Raw genomic sequence first — 24334 nt, forward strand, 5'->3', positions numbered from 1 at the left:
ATGAGAAAGGATCACCAGCATGGGTTTCGCCACGGATATGAGAAGGGCGGCCGCGTTGAGCGTCGGCGCGGCCATGCTCGCCACGGGGCTCGGCCTGCAGCCGGCCGTCACCCCATCCGCCATGGCGGATACGACGGCCGTCTCCGAGACGACGGCATCCGCCTACGATATCGTGACGGTCGGCAGCGCGAAGGTCGTCAAATTCCGCAACAATGATGATACGCGGAACATCAAATCAACCATCGACGGAACGGCGCAGGATGGGGCGGTCCCGAACTACTGGCAGCTCGTCACCCGAATCGGCCTCAAGGTTCATCTGGACAAGGCGTTGAAGGCAGGGGATGTCGCATACGTGCGGTTCAACACGACGGAGACGAGCAGGTTCCGTTCGTTCTCGCCCGCGCAGGCCATTCAGCCCGTCAAGGATGCGAACGGCGACATCCTGTTCAACGTCGAATTCAGCAAGACGAAGCAGCGGCTGGAGCTTACCGCCACCGACGCGGGAGCGAAGCTCGCCACGGCCGATTTCACCGTGGATCTGAAGTTCAACTGCTGGCCGCCGTCCAGCGGCGGCGGCTCCGACTCGGAGAAGGACTTCCACACCGAATGGACGATCGGCTCCTCCACGATCACGTTCGACAACACGCCGCTGACGAAGAAGATCGGCTACGATGCGCGCTACGTGAACGGCAACGGGTCGGATGCGAAACGGGTCGGCGTCAGCAGCGCGTTCGAGACGGGCGGACTGATCAACACGGCCGTCAACGACGCGACCGGCACGCGCGCATGGCAGGCGCAGGCCGACAAGAAACGCATCTTCCTCATGAAGATCACGCCGAAAACCGCGCCGATCGCCAAAGTGTACGTGAGCGCCATCGCATCCAGCATGCGCGTCGCCTACGATGAGACGCACACGAGCAACGGGGATGCGACCGGCCAGATCAGCGAGGCCGCCAAGGAGATCACGGTCGGCTCCGCCGATGCGATCAATACGGTCGACAAGGCCGCGACCCTGCTGAAGAAGAACGAGTACGCCGTCTACCATGCGACGGACGGCGTATGGTGGTTCGCGTGCAACGTGGGCAGCAGCTCCGAGGACACGACCACATTGGCGAATCTCAAGGATGATGCGACCACGACGCTCTACCAGAAGGCGAAAAGCCTCGGACTGGGCGCCCAGATCCGCATCATGTACGCGTACATGGAGTTCTCCAACGATCAGACCGCGCAAAGCGCGACCGTGGAATGGTCGAACAGCTACGGCCAGTCCGGCACGCTCGACGTGAAGAACACGATCCTGTCGAACGAGACCGCGGACGGCGTGAAACTCGGCTGGATCGGCTTCGAACCGAACGGCGGCACGGGCACGATGGACACGAAGGCGGGCGCCATCACGTCGAAGCTCACCCTGCCCGCCAACGGGTTCACGCGCACCGGCTACGAGTTCGCCGGGTGGAACACGCAGAAGGACGGCAAGGGCGCCGCGTACAAGGCGGGCGATCAGCTGCAGTATCCGGAGGCGGGCGTCACCCTGTACGCGCAGTGGAAGGGACTGCCGGCCACGATCACCGTGCATGCGAACGAGGGAAGCGGCGAGGATGTGACGATCAGCGGCATGACCGGCAAGACCGTGAAGACCCCCGCCGCGGACACGTTCGTCCGCCCCGGCTACACGCTCAAGGAGTGGAACACGAAACAGGACGGGAGCGGCATCGCGTACGCGCCCGGCACGGACATGCCCATGCCCGCCGGCGATACGGGCCTGTACGCGATCTGGAAGGCCGCCCCCGCATCCGTCACGTATGACGCGAACGGAGGCTCGGGCACGACAGGGAAGACCACCGGCGTCACCGATCAGACGGTGAAGACCGCGGCGAACGCGTTCACGCGCACGGGATACCGGTTCGACTCGTGGAACACGAAACCGGACGGGACCGGCGTGAAATACGCGACGGGCGCGGACGTGAGACTCCCCGCGGGAGGCGTCACCCTGTACGCGCAGTGGACAGGGGAGGAGACGACCGTCACCTACGCGTCCAACAACGGGGCCGGCGACACGGTGAAGACGCAGGCCGTGACCGGCGGCACCGTGAAGGCCGGCGCGAACACGTTCGAACGCGCCGGCTACACGTTCACGGGATGGAACACGAAGACCGACGGAACGGGCGCGAAGTACGCGGCCGGCGCGGACGTGCCCGTCCCGGTCGGCGGCATCACCCTCTACGCCCAATGGAAGGCCGCCCCCGCCGCGATCTCGTATGACGCGAACGGAGGCGCGGGCGCGACCGGGAAGACCACGGGCGTCACGGATGGCACCGTGAAGGCCGCCGCCAGCGGGTTCACGCGAGCCGGATACACGTTCGACTCGTGGAACACGAAACCGGACGGCACCGGCGTGAAATACGCTCCGAACGCGGATGTGAAGCTCCCTGCGGGAGGCATCACCCTGTACGCGCGGTGGACCGCCAGCCCCGCGGCCGTCACCTACGACGCGAACAAGGGCACGGGCACGACCGGGAAGACCACCGGCGTCACCGACCAGACCGTGAAGGCCGCCGCCAGCGCGTTCGCACGCACGGGATACTCGTTCGACGGGTGGAACACGAAGGCGGACGGCACCGGCGCGAAATACGCTCCGAACGCGGATGTGAAGCTCCCCGCGGGAGGCATCACGCTCTACGCGCAGTGGAAGGCGCTCCCCGCAAGCGTGTCATATGACGCGAACGGCGGCAAGGGCACGACCGCGAAGACCACCGGCGTCACCGACGGGACCGTGAAGACCGCGGCATCGACCATGCTGCGCGACGGATACTCGTTCACCGGCTGGAACACGCGGGCGGACGGGAAGGGCGACGGATACCAGCCGGGAGCCACGCTCACGCTCCCCGCGGGAGGCGTCACCCTGTACGCGCAGTGGAAGGCCAATACGGAGACCGTCACGTTCAACCCGAACGGCGCGAACGCGACCGGATTCACCGACCCGCTCACCGGGCCCCGCGACTCGACGGCCAAGCTCCCCGCCAACGGGTTCGCATACGCCGGATACTCGTTCACCGGCTGGAACACGCGGGCGGACGGCACAGGCACGGCAATCGCGGACAAGGCTCCGTTCACGTTCGACGGGACGCGCATCCTCTACGCGCAGTGGAAGGCGAACCCGGCGCCCGTCACCCTGAACGCGAACGGCGGCACCGGCGAGAACACCATCCTGAACGCGGTCACCGGCATGAAGATCACGCTCCCCACGAACGGGTTCACGCGAGACGGATACACGACGTCCGGCTGGAACACGAAACCGGACGGATCGGGCACGGCGTATGCGGCCGGCGCGACCATCCAGGCGCCCGCGAACGGCGTCACCCTGTACGCGCAATGGACCGCATTGAAGGCCGCGATCGCCTACAATGCGAACAACGGGACGGGGAGCATGCCGGACACGACCGGCGTCACCGGACAGACGGTCAAGGCCTCCGACAGCACGTTCACGCGCGACGGGTGGAAGTTCGCCGGCTGGAACACCAAGGCGGACGGCAGCGGCGACACGGTGAAGCCCGGCATGGAGGTCACGCTCGCCGCGACGCCGATCATCCTCTACGCGCAGTGGAAGGCCGACGACATGACCATCCGCTATGATGCGAACGCCTCGGATGCGACCGGAACCATGATCGGTCAGACGCTCGCGGACGCGGCCGACGGGAAGGCCATGGACGCCGGGTACGCGCGCGACGGCTACGAGTTCACCGGCTGGAACACCTCCAGGGACGGGAAGGGCGTCGCATACGCGCCCGGCGACAGGATCCACGCGCTCCCCGGCGGCGCGCTCACCCTCTACGCGCAGTGGAAGGCATTGCCCGCCACCGTCGGATTCGACGCGAACGCGAAGGATGCGACGGGCTCCACGCGCATGCTGACCGGCGTCACCGGCGACAGGATCAGAATCCCCGCCAACGGATACCGGCGCGCCGGCTGGACGTTCACGGGCTGGAACACGCGCGAGGACGGGAAGGGCACGGCCTACCGGCAGGGCGACGAGATCACGCTCAAGGGCTCGATCACCCTGCACGCGCAGTGGACGCGCAACCCCGACACGTCCAAGACGGGCGGAAACACCGGAAAGACCGCCGCAACGGGCGGGAAGACCGGCGGCGACGCGAAGACCGGACTCGCCTCCACCGGCGCATCCACCGGGATCATCGCCCTGACCGGCATGCTGCTCACCGGACTCGGCCTCATGCTGAACCGGCTCCGCCGCCGCGAACGGTAAACGGCATGCACGGAGGGGGCGTGTCTCCGGTTCCGACCGGGGATACGCCCCCTCCGTTTCTCCGCACATAGTCGACTCCCATGAACCAGCCTGGAACCTTCCGGCTCACCGACCAGCCCGGCGAATACCTGCATCTGAACCATCCCATGACGGATGCGACGGGACTGCATGCGAACGGTCTTCTCATACCCGCAGGCCGATACGAGCCGGCGGTTATGAGAAGACCGGAAGCGGATGAAAGCATCCCGCCCGAAACCGGCTGTCTCATCCTCCTCGACGACGATCAGGGACAATGGGCGACGATCCGAGTCAGCCGCATGGGAGACGATGCGCGCATCATCTGCCGGGACAGATACGGCAACAAATATGATCGCGATCACTGGCATTACCGGGGCGTCATCCCGTCCCATACAGGCGGAACCATGAAACGCCTGATCGGAATAGAACCCGGATCCACCCTCGTGCTCATCGACTGCCAGAACGGCTTCCTCGGACCGCGCACGGGAGATCTGCGGGAACGCCTCACCCGATTCATCACCGAACGCGGCCATGACTTCGACAGGATCATCGCAACCCGATTCATCAACACGCCGAACAGCCCCTACGAACGGTTCATCCACTGGACACGCCTCCGGAACCCCCGGAAACGGATCTGGCCGACGGCATCCGAGCGGACATCATCCTCGACAAGCACGCGTATGTCAACGCGACCGACATTCTTGACCATGCGAACCCGGATCATCCGATCTACCTCGCCGGAGCCGACACCGACGTGTGCGTTCTGGAAAACGCGGCGGCACTGTTCGAACAGGGCGTCGACGTGCGCGTCCTCTACGATCTGACCTACACGAACGGGGGAGCCGAAGCCTACGCGAACGCGCTCCGGCTGCTCGGCCGCACCATCGGACGCGACCAGATCATCCGAGGCGAGCATTGACCGCGACCGCATGGACGCTCAACGAGCCGGATCCGCAAGCGAGGAGCATGCGGTCTCCTGCAGCGTGGAGGAATCCGGCGGCATCCGAATGAGCCGGACGAATGGCGTCGGCGCGATCATAGGCGGTAAAGACTGACCGTAGGCGCCGCGGATCCTCATGGGATGATCCGATAAGACATCCTCGCATAGCCGACCCGCATGGACAAGCATATGCTCAAACGTTTCTGGGGGGGGGGCTCGCCTTCGCGCTGCCCCTGATCCTCCTTCTTCCCGCCTGCCCCGCGAATGCGGCCGATCCGATCAGTCTCACCAGCATCGGTTCGATCACCGGCATCACCCTGACCGACAGGGACACCGGGAAGACCATCAACGCCTCGAATCCCGCATCCGGGTCGCATGTCAGCGCGACCATCACCCTCCACGGTGAAATCCGAGACATCGGCCGGCTTTCAAAAGGGGACGTGATCACGATCCCCGTGAGCGCGACGGCCGGATCGCACTACAGTCGGATCAGCCAGCCGTCCTGCACGCCGAACGTCACCGACGGGAACGGGATCATCCCGTTCGTCATGGACTGCACGCCCACCGACGCGTCCGACGAAGGCGGGTACAGCAGCAACGGCCTGCACCGGATCCTTCTCACCGCCACCGCGGGCGTCGCATCCTTCACCGGCGTCTACCGGTTCACTCTCACCATCCAAACGTGGACGCAGCCGATCGGCGTACGCGCCAACATTTCGGCCGTGGAAAGCACATGGCGTTTCGCCGACGCGACGGCCGCATTCCCCAATGCGAAGCAATCCCTGCCACGCTTCGACCAGGACGGGCTGAGCCGCAACTGGATCGGCCGGCCGGGATCCGCGGAGGCGAACTTCATGATGATCGAGAACCGCTCCTACAATCAGGGCCTCGATTCGAAAGGCTTCGATCCGAAGAAGACGGAGTGGGCGTGGACCGTCAGGGACATGGTGTCCGTCACGCTCGTCAAAGGCGCGGACGTCACGAATGTCACCGCGGAGGATCACGCGAACCTGAACGCCAGGCTCACATCCGACGACGGGGTGCACGCCAGCTCGTTCGACACGAACACGGAACGCATCCCGCTCGCCAGAACCGAAGCGGCCGCGGATCGGATCAGCACGCCCGCCAAGGCCTCGACCGTTCTCAAACCCCGCCAGTACGCACTCGATCGCATGAGCGACGGCACGTGGGTGATCGCCGTCAACTGGGGTCCATGGTCGAAGCTCGCCCGAAGCGCGGACGCCACGATCCTCGACCCCCAGACCCGGGTCATGCAGGCGAACGCCAACAGGTACGGGCTGGGCGCCAGCAACAGCTGGTTCGTCTACCGGGTCACGTTCGACGATCCGCTGAAAGCCCAGTCGGCGACCATAACCACCACGGTCGTCAATGCGGGATCATCCACATGGACGCGCACGGACACCGGGTCGAGCGCTCCGGCCGCGAACACGGGCGCGGGCGACAGCCGGGCCACGCTCTCCTACGACGGCAACGGGGCCGAAACGGGAAGCACGCCCTCACAGGCGGGGACGGTCGGATCCACGCAGACCGTGCAGCCGAACGGATACTCGCATGCGGGATACTCGTTCACCGGCTGGAACACGAAGAAGGATGGGAGCGGACGCTCCTATCGGGCCACGGACACGCTCACCCTGCCGCGCGAGGGGCTCATCCTGTACGCGCAATGGCGCGCGGATGCGGGGAGCCTGCCCGAAACCGGGGGAGAATCCCATGTTCTGCCGTGGATTCTTCTCCATCTGTTCGACCGTCATTGACCGGCATGCGACTTGAATCCACTGGGGGACATTCGAGGCGGCGCATTCCTTCTTTTCAATCCACTGCATGCGAACCGGTATGCGTCCTTGACATGGAGCTCATTCGCCGTCTTCGGGCAGGCTGATCGTCGCCGGTCCCGTCATGACGGACAATCCGGCCAGCAAAGATCCGACGATCACGGGGATCCGGCCTCCCTGTCCGAACAGGAACGTGGCGAACGGGAGACTCAGGGATGATACGACGGACAGGATCGAACGAAGCCGGCTCCGTCGGGCCACCGGCTTCTCCAGGTTTTCGAACCGTGAGATCATCATCCCGCAGTCGCGGGTGATCATCGTGTACAGTCGCGCATCCGTCGGCGGGTAGAGGACGGCGATCCGATCGCATCGGGCCATGAGGAGACGGGCGGCCGCGGTCATGCCCGCGAACGGCTGCCGCGTCTCCCATTGCATGAACTGGCGGCGCATGTTGCGCGCCAGATACACGGCGACGCTCCCCTCCCGGTCCCGTTCGGGGATGATCGTCAGAATGGGGTACAGGCCCGCGTTCCGGATGCGCCATGCGCGGGCGAGCCGCCGGGGGATCGGCCGATCCGGGTCGGAGATGATGAAGCCGTGACGGCAGAACAAAAGCCGTTCCCAGTCGCGGCTGAACGGCAGGGTGGGGTTTCCCGTCGTCACCGTCTTCCACCGATGCCATTTGAGCCAGCGGATGATCCGATCATCCTGTCCGGACCATGGGCGCGGCCAGGCTCCAAGATCATGAACGTATATCACCCGGCTCATGGTATCGGTCATTTCCATTCCAGGGTGATGTCAATCCGATCCGTGATCAGGCTCCACGTCTCCCAGATGATGAGCATGATCAGCCAGACCTGGGGGCGTCGGGCGGGATTCCAGTCGGCCCATGGGGCCAGCGGCTTCCAGAGGATGACGATGCCCGTGAAAAGCAGCATGGATGGGAGGTGGAATCGCCCGTACCAGTCGTCCTCGAACATGGATCCCGCGTACGCTTCGATCCCGCAGACGCCGGCGGCCGTGAGGATCGCGATCATGATCGCCATGCTCACGGCCGCCTCATGGTCGAGGATCCGCATTTCGGTGAGGATGAGCAGCAGATTCGCCGTGATCAGCCCCGTATGCCAGGCGACGTATGAGTGGATGGTTCCGAACCCGTAGTGCATGATCCGGCGTATGCGTCAGCCCGTCCGCCGGCCGCATAGGCGTAGGCTGAATGCCCTTTGTCGGATGAGGGGCGGATCAAGAAAGGATGAGCATGAGTCGCATGCTTAGTGACGGGGGAGGCGGACTCCTCCACCGGATCGGCATGAAGGCCGTCGCATTGACAGCGGCGGTCGCCACCCTGGCCGCCGGCTTCGTGGGAGCGAACGTCGCGTACGCGGAGCAGACGGAGGGCAGTGCGGTCGGCATGCCGGGTTATACGGCGAACAGCTCTTTCAGGGTGACGTTCCCGAACGGCAGGACCGAATACGGCGCGTACGGCATCGGCCCGGTCACGACCGTCGACGGCCGGTACGCGTACTGCATGGAGGCGGACACCCTGTACACGGGCGTCGCCGGCACCTGGTCGGATCTGACCGACGACACTTCGAAGACCGTCGCGTGGATCGCAAGCAACAACAACGGCAATCCGGATGATCTCACCCAGGCCGCGATCGCGTACCTCGTGCACATGAAACTCGACCCGCAGGGCGCGACGTTCATGAACGCGTTCGCCACGGCCGGACTGTCGAACGGAGACTGGAATCAGGTCGTCGCCAAGGCGAACGATCTGTGGAACGACGCGATCCTCAACATGCCCCGTAAGATCGAAGCATCCGTGGAGTACACCACGGGTAAAAAATCTGGAACCATTAATCCGGGAATCAAAAACGGAAGCGGAAACTGGACCAGCGGACTTGCCTATACCATCACACTGACCGGACCGGCCGTATTCGACGGCACGAACAGTGATGTCTACAACGGAGTCACATCCGGAAAAGAAGAACACATCGGCTGGCATGCGACCGGCAACGGAGATGTCAATTACCGGATTTCACACAAGTCGATCAACGGCAAGAGACTGGTCAGTTCCAATCAGGACATGTTCTCCACGCCGAAGGATCCTGGCACGGAATCCAAGATTGCATCGTTCAAGGTCGAGAATGCCTTCCAGCCGACGATCGCGAACACGCAGGTCACATCCAAAGGCGTGGACTCCGGCAACAGCATCGCGGATCAGGTGACGTCCGGCGGCGCGTCATGGCCGGCCGGCACCGAGGTCAAGGCGAAGGGCTACTACTATCTGACCGACGGCTCCTTCACCCGGATCAGCCGCAACAACGGCGAAAGCGCATCCTCGTATCTGAGCCGCGTCACCGCCCGTTACGGCGCGCCCGTCGCGACCGCGACCCTCACGTTCACGGGCAGCGGCCAGACCAAGACCGTTACCGCGAAGAAGGCCGACGGCACCGACTACAAGACCCCGACCGGCGGCGGCACCGGCAGCTGGGCATGGGTCATCGACAAGAACGACCAGCCCGCGGCCACCATCGGCCAGATCGCGGATGACGCGATCCACGAGATCGGCCTCGCCAGCGAAACCAGCGTCATCATCACCCGACCGAACCATGACTCCGTCGTACTCGAACAGCAGTCCGGCATGAACAAGGACATCATGGACACGATCACCATCGGCGGATTCCCCACCAACTACGGAACGTTCAAGGGCGACAATGAATTCGGGGCCGACGCGAAGGCCAAAATCCGCGTCTGGTGGGCCGGCAGCGGCACCGGCGACCGCAAGCAGGACGAAACCTACAAGCCGACCACCACAGAGGAGCCCACCGCCGACGAGCATCACAGGCTCCTCGGCGAATGGGAGGTTCCCGCAGGCAACGGCACGTACAAGGTCGGCGGCGGCGTCATCACCTTCCGCCAGAACAACACGGGCACCGCGAAAACCGTCGCCACCGGCGTGAACATCAGCGCGAAGGACCGCACCCGCACCGGCTACTACGTATTCGTCTTCGACTTCCCCGGCTCGGACCGGGCGAAGGCTTTCAAGAGCGCGTACAACGACCCGTGGGAGCGCAGCTTCGTATCCCAGGACGACACTCCCGTCAACCTCACGTCCAACGTGAGCAAGACCGAAGTCGCCCAAGGCGAGGAATTCTACGACGTCGCCCACGTTTCCGGCCCCGTCACCCGAGGCAGCTACGTGACCTTCACCGCCTACGACGCGGTCACCGGCAGCCCCAACACGGGAGCCGCGAAACTCGCCGACAACATCAGGGTCAACATCACCGACGCGCAGGCCGACAACTCCAACGTCAAGGCGTTCGACGTGATCGGCCCCAAGGTCAGGACCGACACCATCGGCAACGTGTACTGGCAGGCCCGCCTCTACGATGCGAACGGCAACGAACTCGCATCCCACCATCTCGGCATCGAGAACGAAACCGTGATCGTACGCGGCGTGAGCGTGACCACCAAGGTGAGCGACAGCATCGTCTACCCCGGTGAGAAATTCCACGACACCGCAACCATCACCGGCAAGCTCCCCACCGGCGCATACGTCACATTCGACGCGTACGGCCCCGCCGACCGGTACACTGCGGGCATGGCGAAGCTCCTCAACGGAGCGAAGGTCACGATCCCGACGGCGAAGACCGCGAACAGCCAGTGGAACACGAGCATCGACATCGACAGCCCCGACGTCACCGCGTCGAAGGCCGGCGACGTGTACTGGGTCGCGACCGTCCACAAGGCCGACGGCACCGTGCTCGCCACGCACGAGCCGGGAGCCACCGGCGAAACCGTCCACGTACTGAAGCAGGGCATCACCACCCACGTAAGCCAGACCACCGTCGGACTGGGTGAGAAGTTCAGCGACAAGGCCGACATTTCAGGCACCGTGCAGGCGGGCGACTACGTGCTGTTCCGCGCCTACAATCCGGTAGACGGCCAGCCCGACACGAACGCGGGACTCCTCCTGAAGGACGCGAAGATCACCCTGACCGCCGCGCAGGCCACCGCCTCCAAGACCGGCACCGTCACCGTGACCAGCCCCGAAACATCCACCGGCAAGGCGGGCCACGTGTACTGGCAGGCCGAACTCCACGCGAAGGACGGCACCCTGCTCGCCACGCACGCGCTCGGACTCCCCGAGGAGACCGTGACCGTCGTCCCGCCGTCGATCACCACGAACGTGAGCGACGTCAACGTCGGCATGGACGAGAAGTTCCACGACAGCGCGATCGTCACCGGCAGGGTCCTGAAGGGCAGCAGCGTGCGCTTCACCGCCTACAAGCCCGTCCAGGGCGCCCCCGACGCCAAGGCCGGCGTGCTCTACACGGAAACCGTGAAGATCACCGACACGCAGGCGTTGAAGAGCGGAACAACCCCTTTCACCGTCAAATCCGGCGAAACGCACACCGGCACACCCGGCAAGGTGTACTGGATGGCCGAACTCCTGAACCCCGACGGCACCGTCATCGCCAAACACGATCTCGGACTGCCGACGGAAACCGTCACCGTCCGCCCGCCGGTCATCACCACCCACGTGAGCAGCACCGACGTCGGCCTGGGACAGGAATTCTCGGACAAGGCCACCGTCACCGGCAAGGTGCTGGAAGGCTCCAGCATCCGCTTCACCGCCTACAATCCGGTCGACCTCGACCCGGACACCAAGGCCGGCGTGCTCCACACGGAAACCGTGAAGGTCACCGCCGAACAGGCCAAGAACAGCGCCACCACGCCGTTCACCGTCACATCCAAGAAGACCAGCACCATGACCGTCGGCAACGTGTACTGGCTCGCCGAACTCCTCGACCCGGACGGCAAGGTCATCGCCAGGCATGACCTCGGCCTGCCCGAGGAGACCGTGCGCGTCACCCCGCCGAAGATCACCACGCAGGTCACCCGCACCACCGCCAAGCCCGGCGAGGAATTCGCCGACAAGGCCACCATCAGCGGCAAGGTCGAACGCGGCAGCTACGTCACGTTCACCGCATACAAGCCCGTCCCCGGAGACCCCGACACGACCGTCGGCAAACTGCTCGACAACGTGAAGGTCCCGATCTCGGACAAGGATGCGGACGCGAGCGCGAAGATCGACTTCACCGTCACCAGCCCCAAGACGAAGACCACTGAGTCGGGGGCCGTGTACTGGCAGGCGATCCTGTACGCGCCGGACGGCAAGGAGATCAGCCGGCATGATCTTGGCCTCCCGTCGGAGACCACGTTCATCCAGCCGGGCGGCATCGTCACGTCGAACGCGCAGAAGCTCGGCGCGACCGGCGAACAGCTGTACGATGAGATCACCGTGTACGATGAGACCAGCGCGGAGGAATCCGCTGACGGGCTGGTGCATGAGGGTCAGGGCAACAGCAATCCGACCGGCGTGATCGGCCGTGTCCCGCAGCATTCGACCGTCACCGTCGAAATGTACCGTCAAAGCACGGAGGACAACGGTGATCAGGGCATGTACAAGATCGCCGAGAAGACCGTCACCCTGGACACGAACAAGATGACCAAGATCCGTTCCGATCAGGCGGGCAACCGTCCGGGCAAGATCACTTTGAAGGTCACCGATCCGAAGTTCAGGACCGACAAGGCGGGCATGATCTACTGGAAGACCACGCTCAAGACTTCCAACGGCGCGGTACTGGATCAGCACATCTACGGCGAGTGGAACGCCGATCACAAGACCGGCTACAAGTCGTACGAACGCACCCCCGTCCAGAAGTATTCGACCACCGTGTCGAAGAAATGGCTTTCCGACGCGGACTCCAAGTACGAGGACAACACGCTGCAGGTGTACGACGTGCTCCACCAGACCGCGTACGAGCCGTACAACGACTCGTACCGTGTCGGCAACACCGCCCAAACCCCGGACGGCGCGACCATGCAGTTCGAAATCTGGAGCAAGGACGGCAAGAACAAGGGCAAGATGGTCCAGTCGTTCGACGCGACCGAACTGCCCAAGCTCAACCGTCTCGGCACCGGCAACAAGCCCGACGACCAGCATCCGGACGCCGGCGACGACACGCTCGACAACTACCAGAACGTGAAGTCGAAGACGTTCACCCTGCCCGCCGGCTGGGACGCGTCCAAGTACTACTATCGCGTCAGGATCACCGTCCCGACCACCACTCCCGGCACCGGTACGGACAGCACGGATCGGAACCGTGATGTCGTCTGGTACGGAGACTACGACGAGGAGGAGGCGTTCGACGTGATCCACGTGGACACGACCTCGACCGAACCCCTGTGGGTCGACGGCATGAACGTGTCGGACGAAATCACGTTGAAGGGCAACATCCCCGCGGGGCTCCAGTACGAGGCCGAACTGTGGCGCACGTCCAAGGACGGCCAGCCGCGCGAGAACGCCGACAAGACGTACGACGACACGGATCATAAGGGCATCGCCAGCGAAAAGGTCGACACCACCGGCCGACAGGACGTGCCGGCGGAGGCGATCGGCGCGCACCTGAACGGCGTCACTTTCCGTACGAAGACCCTCACCTCACCGGGCGTCGGCTCCTACATCTGGCGTGTCAGGCTCTACTCCCCGGAGCAGCCGCACGACACGAAGAACGGGACCGGCACCGGCGGCGACACCAGCATGCCCGCCGAATCCGGCGTGATCACCGGCGAGATGATGGCGAAGGCCGGAGCATCCCAATACAAGGATGATCCGCAGGGCGGCGACCATTGGAAGCAGGCCAACGCGAAACAGCAGGGCGTCGGCGACGGCTACCCGGATCGCTGGCTCGTGTTCGACGGCAAGGACGTGGATCCGGAGAAATTCGAGGTCATCCGCATCAGCACGGACGTGACCGGCACCAACAACATCCACACCTACAAGGATGAGGATTACGTTGACGTCACCCACGGCGCGGACGTGAACGACCATGCGACCATCACCGGATACATGCTCGCCGACTACAGGCTCGGATTCGAACTGTACAGGCAGGCCACCGGCGACAATCCGGAAGACGACCAGAAGATCGCGACCATCAGCCCGGTGTCGTTGAAGGACGGGCAGAAGGAACTCGATTCCGCGCTCACCCACATCACCGACCCCGGCGACTACTATTGGGTCACCGTGTTCACCAAGCCGGACGGAACCCCGTTCCAGCCCGACAATGTGAAGGAAGCCCGTTCCGACAGGCGGGTGGAAAGCGAATCGTTCCACGCGGTCCGCATCACCACCACCACCGCGAAGTGGACGAGCAAGGGCGGCGAAACCAAGGATGTCGCGCTGATCGAAGGCTGCCTGCCGCAGGACGCGATCGCGAACTTCGAACTCCACGACTACCAGACGGGCGAGAAGGTCACGGAAACCGGTGAGGTCGAACTGTCCAAGCTCGGATACAGGACGTGCACGGACGGCAACACCAGCCAGACCGTCGAAAGCCCGACCGTCACCGTGCCCGCGGCACGCGACCACTACTTCGTCGAAGCGGTCCGCTTCCCGAACGAGGACTGGGATCACGGGTTCCATCGCGGCAACGACCGGGTAAGCAACGAGTCCACGCGCAGCATCGAGGCGACCACCGAAACACTGGTCGAAGCAATGCTCGGCGACGCGGTGTCCGACTCCACCGATCTGGAGAACATCAAGTACTCCAAGACGGACGGCAAGGACATTCGCGACGATCTGACCGGCCCGCTCACCGCAAGCTGGGAAGTGTGGAAGCAGAACGACGGGGACGAATCCCACGACGTGAAGATCACCACCCTCGCCGACGGCGATCAGGCGATCAGGCTCGAGGATGGCCAGACCATGATCGACAGCCCCGAATACAGGTTCCCGCAAACCGGCATCTTCTACTACCGCGTGGTCATCAGGGATGAGCAGGGCAACGTCATCAAGTACGGCGCGGCCCGCGAACCGTCCGAAACGATCCGCATCATCAAAGCCTGGTCGAAGACCGATGATGTGATCGAGGAAGGCGCGAAACTGGTCGATAAGGTCACCATCGAAGGCCCCGTCGCCGAAGGCACCATGATCAGCTGGGACATTCTGAACATGGACGGCAGGGACGCTTCGAAGGACAAGCTCGTCGAACAGTGGAACACCCCCGAAAACGGCGCGTACGTGATCACCGCCAAGGACGCCGCCACCGCGTTGAAGGACGGCAAGGTCACCATCACCAGTCCGAAGGCATACGTCAAGGGCAGGGCCGGCGACCGACCCTACTTCGTGTTCAGCCTCACCGGCCCGCGACGCGACGGGAAGACCGGCGAACCGGTCAAGCCCGTGAAGGACAGGAACGGCGTGTACACGACCGCGCACCTCATGTCGAACGGTCTGCTCCCGATCGACATGGATGCGACGCCCGGCGGCGACAACACCACGGACGCCGTCGAACCCGCCGACCCGACCGACCAGTCCGATCAGGCAAAGGTCGACGGCGATGATGCGAAGCCTCAGACGGACGTGACCCCGTTCTACACGGACGTGGCCCGCGACCCGGATGAGACCTCCAGTGTCATCCGGATCACCACCACCGCCAGCACGCATAACGCGACCGTCGGCGACAGGATCCACGACACCGCCCACATCACCGGCTACGTGCCGGACGGATACTGCATCCGGTTCGAATACTGGAGGCAGGACAACGGCGACGACGTGAACAAGGATCGGCTCGTCGAAACCACCGGATGCGCGACCGTTCCGGCCGGCGCATCGAAGGTCGACTCGGCGAAGATCACCGCCAAAACGGAGGGCCGCTTCTACTGGCGCGAACGCCTCATCCCCGACAGGGACAAGGACAGGCCGACAGGGGACGTGAAGACCATCACGTACGGCAGGCCGCGAGTCCCGGATGAGACGGTCATCGTGCAGCCGCTCGCCAAGACCGGCGTCACGTTCGGCGGAGCCATCGGACTGGCGGGCGTGATCCTCGCCGTGGGCGCGGGGCTGACCGCCATGACGGGCCGTCGCAGGCGCGAACCGCATGGCAGGCACGCCTGACCGATCATGATCCCCGGTTCGCCGGCATCCGACGGGTGACACGGGGATCATGAGAAGAGGTGCGGGGGCTGATCCGAATCCGACGGATCAGCCCCCGCACCTCTTCTCGCAGCCGGGAATTATCCCCTCCGTTCATGCGCGGATCCATTGGTATCCGGCCCGGAGACGCCGCTCCCACTGGGACATCACCCAGTGATGCGCCTGCACGGGGATCGGTCTCCAGTCCGCCCAGCGGATGGGAGGGGCGGCCAGTCCGCTCAGCCATGCAAGCCGATACGCATCAATGGGGGACGGTTCATGAATGTATACGGTCAACATCCGCCCGTCGATGTCCAGAACGGGATTGCGGAACCACTCCCCGTAGCCCGCAAGCAGAAACGCCTCATACTGGCATCGATATTCGTCTTTGAGAAGCGGATCCGCCCCATGGAATCGCGGGCATTCGATATCGACGGCAAGCGCCCGCTCCATGCGATCGTATCGGATGCCGGAAGCCGGGCCATGCCAGGAACCGTCCGCTCGCAGTCTTGCCGTCATGTCCTCCGTCATCGCCTCGATCTGCGCCACCGTGTCCGCTGTCTGCTCGCTGTCAGGCATTCTTCTGCTCCTGTACCGTTCCCGTTCCGATCTGATGATCTCTATCCACTCGTATGCGGATGGGGATGATCCGGATAAGGTGGAATGGATGCTGTACGTGACATGCGTCGGTCCGGGCGACATGTTCGGATTGAGGGTGCGTACGGATCGGGATCCGGATGGCATGCTCATCGCCTCTGCATTGCATCCGGGCGGGAGAAGACTGGTTGGCGGGATCATCCTGTCAGCTCCGCCCGTACGCGGCATGAGTGCGGAGGATGCCGCCCGGGTAAGCATGGATCGGATCAGGTTCACGTGGCGGGACGAATCCGGTTTCCGGCGGGGGAGGACTTTCCGTCTGGGTGATATCGACCGGGAACGGGGGATTCCGCTGGATGATCGGGGGAGCCCGATGATCCCGTCATGACGCATGCGTTCGCATGTGAGGTATTTTCATACGCTGTGGTTCCTGATCGGGTTTCTGCTCCCGTCTCTCCTGCTGTTCTGCATGCGACGATGGGCGTGGCTGTCGCGTCGGCTGGACCCGTGTCCCGTGTGCGACGGGAGGGGGTTCGTGCCGGAGCATCCGGCGTCGGGCGAGTCGCCGTTGGATTGGATGACCCGTCGCGCCGGGGAGGCGGGGCTGATCGACGGGTATGACGGGGAGGATGAGGATTGAGATTCGATTATACGTTCCGTATCCCGTGGGATGAGATAGGCTCCGTACTGCTCGGATTATGCTGTTCGCCTCTGCTTCTGTTCCCGTACGCGCGGCTTATCGGGGTAGTCCGTTCACGTCGGCTGCCGTGCCTATGGTGCGAAGGATCGGGTCGTCGGGCGTCATGTCCCGGATCAGATCATACCGGCGGCATGCGCGGTCGAACAGGGGACGCCAGCCCAGATCATCCACGATCCGGCAGTCGTCCGACAGTTCAAGAAGCTGACGGATCATTCTCAGATCGGCCGTCATCGCCGACGCATCGGTTCTTCGAAGGGATCTGGCCAGAAGAACCCGACCTTTTCGAAGAAGAAGATCAGCTCCGAACCTGAGGGCGAAGGCGCGAATGATCTCCGTCTCCCGTTCGCGGGTATATCGGATGGAGTGCCGTTTCCCATTGATTTCGAAGGATAGCCGGTCGTCGTCCAGTTCGCAGATCACGGGATTTTCGGCGACAGTCTGATGGTCGAGGTATCCGTCGATGGAATCGGTTTTCCGAGTCAGTCGTCGTCCGGGTTCGTCCCGGTAGGTTCTGACTCGCACTCCCAGTCCGCTGGACAGTCCGGTTCGGAACAGTATGCGATCCCTTCCCATTCTGGATATCGCGGTGAATGTCCGTTCCGTCATGGATTCATCCTCGTCCGTCTCCCATTCGCCGTCGAATACGCGGGGGATCGAACCGTCCAATATGCCGGTTCCGACCCGGTAGGGGAGTATATCCATCTTCATGACCGCTCATGGTATCCGGCATGCGACTGCGGTTCGCGGTTCATGCCGACATATGAGCGGATGCTTGCGGGGTCATGTGATTGAAGCCGGGATAAGGCGGGGCGACCGCATCGTATCGTTGCTCGAGATCGTCGCAACGGACTGCGGCGGCTTGGTTCTATTGTCGTTCCTGTGGAATCGGCGTATATCATCAGAACCTTCCGGTTGAATCCTCACGGTGGCCTGTACCGCCGGTATTTCCGTCCCGGGGATTGGGTCTTCTCCCGAGCCGTCGGAATCCTGCCGGAGGATATGTTCGCGGCGTCGACCCGCAGGGGTGATGCCGCGGTTCTGATCGGCCGGCATTCCGGTATCGGAGCCTATATCCGGTCGTCCGACGATACCGAATGTCTTTCCCATGATCGGACATTTCTTGATCTGCATGTGCGATCATGGTGTCGGGTATTCCCCGAATGCGTATGCGAGGTTGAGAATGATTGCATCAGGACGGTGATCTATTCTCGCAAGGATGGAGAGTCCGGGGAGCCGATCCGCATTGGCGGGGATCGGTTTGAGGCGGATCGTCGCGGCCTGTCTGCTTCGTCATGCCGCCGAGACCATTCGCGTGGAGCGTGCCCTACTGTATGCGAGGCCTCTGTCCCCGCGGCGAATCACCGGGTTTCTTCATCATTGCCGCATGCCAAGGCGGATGCTGGTATTCGCCGATGATTCCAGAACCGTGACGATGCTGGATTGGATGCCCGTTCTGATGAAGTCCGCAGCGGACTATGATCGGATCGCAGCGCAGCGTAGTTCATGGGGCTTATTCGAGAAGTTCCTTCAGCTTGGAGGTCTGATCTGATGAATCGTCTCCGGAGCGGAGGAATCCGATCAGATCCGCGATCTGGGGGAGAAGATCGTATCCGATAAGAAATGAGATGATATAAGGCAGTGGATCCACCCGTCCCGCAAGCGGGAGGATAAGGATGAGAAGGGCGGTCGGGTAGGCGAGTATGTTGCCGGCCGCGCAAAGCCAGAACGGATACCATCCGGTCAGATAGTGGAGTCCGCTGAACATCCATGTGAGAGCGTATCCGAGTAGGACGAGAAGGATTTCGAATGTGAGAATTCCGATCATGTGGATGCGCATGCGTCGCGGACGCATGCGGGTGGTGTGATTGAAGCCGGGATAAGGCGGGGCGACCCGCCGAATTCCCGGGACATGCGGAAACTGACTAGACTAAGCCACATTCCATTTGGAGTGCGAAGCGGAAACACAAGGAGAAGAGCATCATGAGCGAGCATGATGAAACGCCAGAGCAGCCCCTCACCGAAGGGGCTGCTCCCGCTGGTATGCCCGTATCATTCCGACCGGGGGATGCGGAGACCATCCCCGAAAACCAGGCGACGAAGCCGCGTCCGAAATGGCTGATCCCGTCGATCGCCGCCGGCTGTGCGATCATCCTGATCGCAGGTGCAAGCGGATTGGGTTGGCATTATTACGATTCCAGACAAAAGCTCGAATCCGCGAAAAACGCATGCGAAACCAGTCTGCAGAATGCGAAGTCCATCGAATCAGCATGGAAGAAGGCATTGAAGGCCGAGGATGTAACAGCGTCGATAAAGATCAACAAGACCCAGGTCGCCGATGAAAACGTCATCGGCGACCTGAAAGATACGATCTCCTACAAGGGAGGAGTGACGGTCGAATGCAAGTCCGATAACGTACGGGAACTGGAAGCCGCAACCAATGCGAATGATGTAGTCGTTTCGGAATACAAGGCAAAGTCGAAAAAACTGGCCGAAGCCATCAAAGCGGTCAATGATTCCGTAGCCGAAAAGACCCTGCAAACCGCGAAGACCGCATTGAAAAAGCAGACGGATGAAGCCAAGCAGCTGCTATCCTCATCCGAAGGACTGGTGCAGGATGACAAGACGCGGGATGCATTGTCGAAGACAATCGACTCCGCCGGGCGGAACGTGTCGGATGCGAAAACCGTCGACGATCTGACCGGAAAACTCGAAGCCGCCATGAAAACGGTGAATGACTCCATCCAAGCCAAGAAAGACGCGGATGCGGAGGCCCGCGCCGAAGCAGAAGAACAAGCCGCCGCACAGGCCCAGGCCGAAGCGGAAGCGGCGGCGGCCGCAGCCGCTCAAGAGCAAACGCAGATTCAGTCACAAGCTCCCGTAACGCAGTCAGCTCCGCAGCAGACCGCACCTCAGACGGAACAGACGGCTCCCGCCGCTCCTCAGACCAGTACCGCCCAACCACAACAGCAGTCGACTCCAACGCAGACCGCACCATCCTGTCCGTACACTACGGCGAACGGCTGGGTGGTCAACTGCGACGGAAGCATCCAGGCCGAATTCTGCGGAACACTCGGCAAGGATCCGAATCCATGCTGAAACAACGGCTGCCATCGGATAATAAATAAAGCACTGCAACGATCAGCCCGCCGACGACAGGCATTGTCCTCGGCGGGCTATGCTCTTTTGCGAAGAGGAAACAAGGAGAAGAACCATCATGAACGATCCGTCTGGTATGCCCGTATCATTCCAGCCGGGAGATGCGGAGGCCATCCCCGAAACCCAGGCGGCGAAGCCGCGTCCGAAATGGCTGATCCCGTCGATCGCCGCCGGTTGCGCGATCATCCTGATCGTCGGCGGAGTCGTCGTATGGCGGACCGTTGATGCGAAACACCGGTTGGAGACGGCGAAGGCCGCGTGCGAGACGGGTTTGTCTACGGTGAAGTCGGCGAAAAACGCATGGGAGAGGAAGCTGAAGGATCAGACGGTCACGGATGCGTCGAAGATCACGAAGGATCAGGTCGCCGACGCGAAAGTCCTTACCACCCTCTCCGGTCTGACCGGAACCGAGTACACGAAGATCCTCGACTGCACCGCGACGGACGCGGCCGGCTATGAGAGGATCACCGCGACGAATTCGACGCTCCAAACCAAATACGAGGCGAACGCGTCGAAACTGGATCCGGCCGCGAAGGCCGTGACCGCCTCCGCGAACGAGAAGAAACTGAACGATGCGAAGACGACGCTCGCGAAGACGATCGCCTCGGCGAAGACCCTGCTGAAGGACTCCGACGGCAAGGTCGCCGACGACAAGACGCGCGACACACTGTCCAAAACGATCGACACCGCATCCAAGGGCGCGGACACGGTCGACGAGGCGAACAGGCTCGACAAGACGCTCGCCGATGCGATCAGCCAGGTGAACGCGAGCATCCAGGCCAGGAAGGATGCGGACGCGAAGTCCAAGGCCGAAGCGGATGCGGCAGCGGCTCAGGCGCAGGCCGAAGCTGACGCGGCGGCCGCCCAGGCCCAGCAGTCGTACACGGGATACGACTACACGTACACGGATCCGACTCCCCAGACGACCACGCCGCAGACCACGGTGCCGCAACAGCAGACCCAGACGGTCACCCCACAGCAGACCGCACCGCAGACCACGACGCCGCAGGCGACGCAACAGCCAGCCCAGCAGGAGCATGGGGTAGGCACCAACTGGTGGAACTCCAGCGATGCGGACGCCAACGGCAACGTGTGCGTGTCAGGCGGCACCGACGGCAAACCCGGCACCGTCGTCCCCTGCAACTGAACCAGCAACAGAGGCGGGTTCAAGCAATCCAAAGGTCGGAAGGCCGGTCATCCATGAACATCGGATGACCGGCCTTCGTCCAATATGACCGTCCCGCATTTGAGGGGATTCACTCCAAACCGGAAGCTACCTTTGGGGGAGGTGCTGTCAGTCAGAAAGTGCAATGACACCCTTCTATCAGGTGACTTCCCGTATCTGAGATTATCGGGAGAAAACGTTTCCGCCCGCACAGTGGAATGCCTTTGTCTTATCCGCGATCGTATCTATAATGAAAACACGGTATAAAATAATCGTTTTATCATTATAGGAGAGGATCCGGTTTGGAATGACAAGACTGATCAGACTGACGATGACCAACGTCCGCAATGTCAACCACGGGCGAATCAACTTCCACACGCTCCCCGCCGGAGGCTGCGTGACGGGCATCTACGGTCAGAACGGATCAGGCAAAACCACCGTCATCGACGCGATCGGCATCCTTCAGACGCTCATGTCGGGACAGCCCGTCGACTACGAGACTCAGGAGGCCATCAATCCCAATCGGCAGCCCATGATCATCGATGCGCTTTTCCTTGTCGAAGGCGAATATCTCTCCTATCAGGTCAGCATCGGTCTTGTAGACGGGGAGGCCGGAATCCTTGAAGAGAAAATCAAGACGGGAGTCAGAAAAGACCGGCTCGGCCGTCCGATAATCTCATGGCGACCCAGTGAAGACGGCGAACTTGATGTCAAACCCGGATACCTGTGGAATGATCTTGCCTCGAATGCGAGACTGCACCAGCATATTCTGTTCGCCAACCGGGACGGAAGGCTCCACCGGCAATCGTTCGTGTTCTCCGACGACATGACCGAAGACTTCGCCCACGATCTTGAAAAAACAAGGCGTCGGCTTTCCGCTCAGGCCAATGACGCTCTGGAGTCGCATCCGAAACTGTTCGACATGCTTTCGGCATTACGCCGATATGCCGAACGAGATATTGCCATTCTGACCACCGGGAGAGGCGGTCAGGTTGCATTGCGTCGTCTTCCGATCGCCGTCGACGATGTTGAAGGCGGCGGCTACGACGATCGACTGTACGGCGTTATGAAAGAAACCGTCACCCTGCCATGCGAGAACGCAAGACGGCTCCACGCGCAGATCGACACGTTCAACATCATCCTTCCCGCGCTCATTCCCGGACTCACCTTGGAGCTGGCCGACAGGGGAGAGGATGATCTGGAAGATGGCACCGTCGGGGTCCGGGTCAGTCTTCGTGTCAGACGGGGAGATGCGTCGATTCCGTTCCGCAAGGAGTCGGAAGGCGTGCAGCGCATCGTCTCCATGCTCACCTTCCTCATCCACTCCTACAATGATCCGAATGCGCTCATCGCCATCGACGAACTCGACACCGGCATTTACGAGCATCTGCTCGGCGTTCTCATCCGTGAATTCGCTTTGAATGCGCGCGGTCAGCTTGTGTTCACCGCGCACAATCTGCGCATCATGGAGACCGTTCCCCAGCCTTCCAGAATCGTCGTGCTTACCACCGTCGATCCGGGCAAACGGTTCGTTTCATTCCATCATGTCGCCACGACGGGCAATGGCCGCAACAAATATCTGACCAACATCGACCGTAATCTCGGTCCGGTGATCCTGTATGAGAAACCGTCGGAAGAACATATCGGCTCCGCATTGCGTATCGCCGGAAACCCCTGCATGCGCAGACATGTCGCCGCCATGGAAGGAGAATCGGACGGTATCGGAGACGAAAGGATGCCGGCATTGCGGGAGGCTCTGCTATGAGAACCGCAAAACCTTTCCTGATCCTGCTCCTTATGGAGGGGCCGACCGACAAAAGAACACTGGATCCGGCATTGAAATACTGGTTCGCCGCTCATACGGGTAACCGGATCGGATACGCCGAACCGTTCCACTGCGATGTGACCACGCTTCGGCTCTTTCCCATGAACGGGGATCGGGCACGGCTCGCACCCCCATTCGACGATGCCTGCTCGACGGTGGATCGGTTCGTTGCCCGTCATGTCAAAGATTCCAGCTTTACGCCCGGCGAATACCGGTGCGTAGCCCAATTGATCGACTTGGACGGGGCATTCGCCCCGGATGACATCATCGTAGAACAAAAGGGCTGGATGAAACCAAGTATGGCGAGGATTGGATTCGCACCGGAGATAAGGATGCATTGATCGACATCCGCAGAGAGAATCGCAGTCAGATCCGTCGGCTTCTGAACAAGCGCATGGTATCCATCGGACATGGGAGAGAGATCCCGTATCGGCTGTTCTTCATGTCCAGGAATCTGGAGCATGCCCTATCCCATAGGATCGAATCATTGGATGACGTGATGAAGGCCGATCTTGCCGACGAACGAAACATGTACTATTCAAGGAACCCTGAAAGGCTGATGACGGATCTTCTGAAACTGTATTCGACCAATCTGCCAGAAGGAATCGAACTGGCATCATGGCGTCAGACATGGGATTACGCGATGGACGGGCTGAACTCGCTGAAACCCAACTCCAACCTTGTACTGCTGAAGCAATACGCATGTCTTTTGGGCGAAGCATGACATCGGCGGAGAAAATCTCCGGAATGATGCCGCCGGCTCAAGAGAATGGGAGGTCATCATCAATGATTCGCCGGTCATGAAGATCGCCATATGCTATCCATAAAACCGGACAACAGGCAGTGTGGTTTTTCGGCATGTTGCAGGGCATCGTATGCGCGATGGTCGC

Annotated in this window: 17 protein-coding genes; 11 read left to right on the forward strand and 6 right to left on the reverse strand. The window is 62.2% G+C overall.

Features of this window, described 5'->3' with window-relative positions; all coding sequences use genetic code 11:
- Positions 1 to 19 precede the first annotated feature (19 nt).
- Together JS541_RS08155 and JS541_RS08160 are read left to right on the forward strand one after the other, a co-directional pair.
- Positions 20 to 4264 carry an InlB B-repeat-containing protein gene (locus JS541_RS08155; protein ID WP_214373966.1) on the forward strand — a complete coding sequence of 1415 codons (4245 nt, stop codon included), beginning with the start codon at positions 20 to 22 and terminating at the stop codon, positions 4262 to 4264.
- Positions 4265 to 4883: 619 nt separating this feature from the next.
- Positions 4884 to 5201, forward strand: coding sequence for an isochorismatase family protein (locus JS541_RS08160; protein WP_217625364.1), 318 nt, complete (start codon positions 4884 to 4886; stop codon positions 5199 to 5201).
- 214 nt (positions 5202 to 5415) lie between these two features.
- Here the strand turns inward: JS541_RS08160 and JS541_RS08165 are convergent, their stop codons facing one another.
- Positions 5416 to 5613, reverse strand: a complete 198-nt coding sequence (locus JS541_RS08165) for a hypothetical protein (RefSeq protein WP_214373967.1) — start codon at positions 5611 to 5613, stop codon at positions 5416 to 5418.
- Between the two features lie 49 nt (positions 5614 to 5662).
- Here JS541_RS08165 and JS541_RS15045 point away from each other — a divergent pair, with 49 nt between their 5' ends.
- Positions 5663 to 6997, forward strand: a complete 1335-nt coding sequence (locus JS541_RS15045) for an InlB B-repeat-containing protein (protein ID WP_214373968.1) — start codon at positions 5663 to 5665, stop codon at positions 6995 to 6997.
- A 99-nt stretch (positions 6998 to 7096) separates the two neighbouring features.
- On the opposite strand, the gene JS541_RS08175 is transcribed toward JS541_RS15045, so the two are convergent.
- The gene (locus JS541_RS08175) at positions 7097 to 7795 is read right to left on the reverse strand and encodes a hypothetical protein (protein ID WP_214373969.1); all 699 of its coding nucleotides are present in this window, start codon (positions 7793 to 7795) and stop codon (positions 7097 to 7099) included.
- Positions 7792 to 8181, reverse strand: coding sequence for a hypothetical protein (locus JS541_RS08180; protein ID WP_214373970.1), 390 nt, complete (start codon positions 8179 to 8181; stop codon positions 7792 to 7794). Before JS541_RS08180 ends, JS541_RS08175 begins: the two co-directional genes overlap by 4 nt.
- A 92-nt stretch (positions 8182 to 8273) precedes the next feature.
- Between JS541_RS08180 and JS541_RS08185 the strand changes: the two genes are divergently transcribed.
- Positions 8274 to 15983: a hypothetical protein gene (locus tag JS541_RS08185; RefSeq protein WP_214373971.1), complete on the forward strand. Its 7710-nt coding sequence runs from the start codon at positions 8274 to 8276 to the stop codon at positions 15981 to 15983.
- A gap of 132 nt (positions 15984 to 16115) precedes the next feature.
- Here the strand turns inward: JS541_RS08185 and JS541_RS08190 are convergent, their stop codons facing one another.
- Entirely contained in the window at positions 16116 to 16580 is a 465-nt protein-coding gene (locus JS541_RS08190) for a hypothetical protein (protein WP_214373972.1), read from the reverse strand.
- An 88-nt stretch (positions 16581 to 16668) separates the two neighbouring features.
- Here JS541_RS08190 and JS541_RS08195 point away from each other — a divergent pair, with 88 nt between their 5' ends.
- Together JS541_RS08195 and JS541_RS08200 are read left to right on the forward strand one after the other, a co-directional pair.
- Complete coding sequence (locus tag JS541_RS08195) at positions 16669 to 16986, forward strand: hypothetical protein (protein ID WP_214373973.1); 318 nt, start codon at positions 16669 to 16671, stop codon at positions 16984 to 16986.
- Positions 16987 to 17001: 15 nt separating this feature from the next.
- Positions 17002 to 17238, forward strand: a complete 237-nt coding sequence (locus tag JS541_RS08200; RefSeq protein ID WP_214373974.1) for a hypothetical protein — start codon at positions 17002 to 17004, stop codon at positions 17236 to 17238.
- A gap of 96 nt (positions 17239 to 17334) precedes the next feature.
- On the opposite strand, the gene JS541_RS08205 is transcribed toward JS541_RS08200, so the two are convergent.
- Both JS541_RS08205 and JS541_RS08210 read right to left on the reverse strand, forming a co-directional pair.
- The gene (locus JS541_RS08205) at positions 17335 to 17529 is read right to left on the reverse strand and encodes a hypothetical protein (protein WP_214373975.1); all 195 of its coding nucleotides are present in this window, start codon (positions 17527 to 17529) and stop codon (positions 17335 to 17337) included.
- Between the two features lie 1279 nt (positions 17530 to 18808).
- On the reverse strand, positions 18809 to 19123 hold the full coding sequence (locus tag JS541_RS08210; RefSeq protein ID WP_214373976.1) for a hypothetical protein: 315 nt from the start codon (positions 19121 to 19123) through the stop codon (positions 18809 to 18811).
- Positions 19124 to 19278: 155 nt separating this feature from the next.
- Here JS541_RS08210 and JS541_RS08215 point away from each other — a divergent pair, with 155 nt between their 5' ends.
- From JS541_RS08215 to JS541_RS08235, 5 genes are all read left to right on the forward strand, one after another.
- Positions 19279 to 20394, forward strand: a complete 1116-nt coding sequence (locus tag JS541_RS08215; protein WP_214373977.1) for a hypothetical protein — start codon at positions 19279 to 19281, stop codon at positions 20392 to 20394.
- A gap of 118 nt (positions 20395 to 20512) precedes the next feature.
- Positions 20513 to 21601: a colicin transporter gene (locus tag JS541_RS08220; RefSeq protein ID WP_214373978.1), complete on the forward strand. Its 1089-nt coding sequence runs from the start codon at positions 20513 to 20515 to the stop codon at positions 21599 to 21601.
- A 325-nt stretch (positions 21602 to 21926) separates the two neighbouring features.
- Entirely contained in the window at positions 21927 to 23384 is a 1458-nt protein-coding gene (locus JS541_RS08225; RefSeq protein ID WP_214373979.1) for an AAA family ATPase, read from the forward strand.
- Positions 23381 to 23785, forward strand: coding sequence for a hypothetical protein (locus JS541_RS08230; RefSeq protein WP_214373980.1), 405 nt, complete (start codon positions 23381 to 23383; stop codon positions 23783 to 23785). The genes JS541_RS08225 and JS541_RS08230 overlap by 4 nt, the downstream gene beginning before the upstream one ends.
- Positions 23782 to 24168: a hypothetical protein gene (locus JS541_RS08235; protein WP_214373981.1), complete on the forward strand. Its 387-nt coding sequence runs from the start codon at positions 23782 to 23784 to the stop codon at positions 24166 to 24168. The genes JS541_RS08230 and JS541_RS08235 overlap by 4 nt, the downstream gene beginning before the upstream one ends.
- The last annotated feature ends 166 nt before the right edge of the window (positions 24169 to 24334 follow it).

It is taken from the genome of Bifidobacterium sp. SO1 (assembly GCF_018555335.1).
Taxonomy (GTDB): Bacteria; Actinomycetota; Actinomycetes; order Actinomycetales; family Bifidobacteriaceae; genus Bifidobacterium; species Bifidobacterium simiiventris.